This is a genomic window from Rhizobacter sp. (genome assembly GCF_031412495.1).
Lineage (GTDB): Bacteria > Pseudomonadota > Gammaproteobacteria > Burkholderiales > Burkholderiaceae_C > Schlegelella_A.
Map to the genome: position 1 here is coordinate 1 of NZ_JANODC010000549.1, position 2056 is coordinate 2056.

Here is a 2056-nt window from a genome sequence, read left to right on the forward strand (position 1 = left end):
TACATCAGAATGACAAGCGTGCCCGCCAAGAGGTTCTCCTGATACGTCCACGGAAGAATCAAGCCGACGCCAAGCAAAACAATGTTCAGCCCAGCATAGTAGGGTGAGAGCGGATCGTGCGCCGCGTAGACGGTGCCGAGCCCGCCTTCGCCGAGCTGGTACTTGAGCGCGTAGCGGCCGATGTGGCCGATCGTCGGCAGCGGCGTCGCCGGCGCCGACACGAGACCGGCGAAGCCGGAGACGCCCGTGGCCACGGGCGGATCGGAATCGCCCCACAGGGCGACGCCGGGCAGGCTCGGCGGCGGCCCCGGTTCGGTGTCGCCCGTGGCCGAAGGCGTCGGGATCGAACTGCTCACGGACGCAGCTTAAGTGACGGGGCCGATGGGCCGGTGTGAAAAAGGCGTCGGCGCCTACGTTCGTAACACAAGCTCACCATTCCCGGCACGGCCCGCCGCCGAAGCCTGCGCTGCCCTCGACGGGCGCACTGGTCGATCAGCCGCGTCTGGCCCGATTCGCTTCGACCTCGGCCGGGCGCAGCTCGGCGGCTGCCTTGTCGAGCACGCCGTTGACGTACTTGTGCCCGTCGGTCCCGCCGAAGCTCTTCGCCAGCTCGACCCCTTCGTTGATGGCGACCCGGTAAGGAATGTCGAGGCAATGGCGCAGCTCGTGCACCCCGATCATGAGGATGGCGTGCTCGACCGGCGAGAGATGCGCCGTCTTGCGGTCGACGTGAGCGGCGAGCACGGCGTCGATGTCGGCCGCCTCGCGGATCACGCCGTGCAGGAGCAGGTCGAAGTGGGCGACGTCGCATTTCTCGAAGCCGGGCTGCTCGCGCACGTGGGCGTCGACGACGCCTGCATCGGCACGGCTGACGATCCATTCGTACAGGCCCTGGACGGCGAACTCGCGCGCCCGCCGGCGTCCCGACTTGGGCGAGGCACGTCGCGCCCCTGTCCGCTTGCCGGCCTTGGCGGCGGCATCCGGATCGTCCGTGCTCACGACCTGCTCAGCAGCTGCGCCATCTCGACCGCGACGCGGGCGGCGTCGCGCCCCTTCTCGTCGGCGCGCGCCTCGGCCTGGGCGACGTTCTCGCAGGTCAGGATGGCGTTGGCGATGGCGACGCCGTGGTCGAGGCCGACGCGCGTGACCGCGGCGCCGCTCTCGTTGGCGACCAGCTCGAAGTGGTAGGTCTCGCCGCGGATGATGCAGCCGATCGCGACCAGGGCGTCGTGCTCGTCCTCGTCGGCAAGGGCATTGAGCGCGACGCCGATCTCGAGCGCGCCGGGCACCGTCACGTGCGTGATGTCGGCGGGGGCTACGCCGAGAGCGATCAGCTCGTCGCTGCAGGCGCGTGCGAGGCGGTCGGTCAGCGTTTCGTTGAAGCGGGCCTGGACGATGCCGATGCGCAGGTCGCGGCCATCGAGGCGGGCCGCGCTGCCGCGCTCAGCGTTGCGCATGCGAGGGCACCGGCGCGGCGACGGGCGGTTCGTCGGCCACGAAGGCGGTGACCTCGAGGCCGTAGCCGAGCAGGCTCGGCATGCGCCGCGGGCTGCCCAGCAGCTTCATGCGGGCGACGCCGAGGTCGCGCAGGATCTGCGCCCCGATGCCGTAGGTGCGCAGGTCCATCGGCAGCGCCGGCTTCCTGGCGCCGCGGCTGCGCGCAAGCACCTGCGGCAGCAGGCTGGCCGCGTCCTCGCCGCAGTTGAGCAGGATGGCCGCGCCGCGCTCGCTCTTCTGCAGCGCGGCGAGCGCGCGCGGCAGGGGCCAGGAGTGGTCGCCGGGGCCGGCATCGAGCAGGTCGAGCACCGACAGCGGCTCGTGGACCCGGACGAGCACCTCGTCGGCCGCCGACCACTTGCCGCGGGTCAGGGCGATGTGCAGGCCGCCGGTGCGGTCGCGGTAGGTGGCGCAGTCGAACTCGCCTTGCTGCGTCAGCATCTTGCGGGTGCCGACGCGCTCGATCAGCGTCTCGTTGCGGCTGCGGTGCTCGATCAGGCTGGCGATGGTGCCGATCTTCAGCCCGTGCAGCGCGGCGAAGGCGATGAGGTCGGGCAGC

3 protein-coding genes and 1 pseudogene are annotated in these 2056 nt (G+C 71.0%); all 4 read right to left on the minus strand.

Annotation, left to right across the window (positions count from 1 at the left end):
- Positions 1-356: pseudogene (locus AC30N0_RS20490) on the minus strand (hypothetical protein); the annotation flags it as partial.
- Between the two features lie 136 nt (positions 357-492).
- Positions 493-999, minus strand: coding sequence for a transcription antitermination factor NusB (gene nusB, locus AC30N0_RS20495; protein WP_489519722.1), 507 nt, complete (start codon positions 997-999; stop codon positions 493-495).
- Entirely contained in the window at positions 996-1457 is a 462-nt protein-coding gene (ribH, locus tag AC30N0_RS20500; protein WP_489519723.1) for a 6,7-dimethyl-8-ribityllumazine synthase, read from the minus strand. The genes nusB and ribH overlap by 4 nt, the downstream gene beginning before the upstream one ends.
- The coding region (locus AC30N0_RS20505; protein WP_489519724.1) for a bifunctional 3,4-dihydroxy-2-butanone-4-phosphate synthase/GTP cyclohydrolase II at positions 1444-2056 on the minus strand (613 nt) is incomplete at its 5' end. The genes AC30N0_RS20505 and ribH, both read right to left, overlap by 14 nt.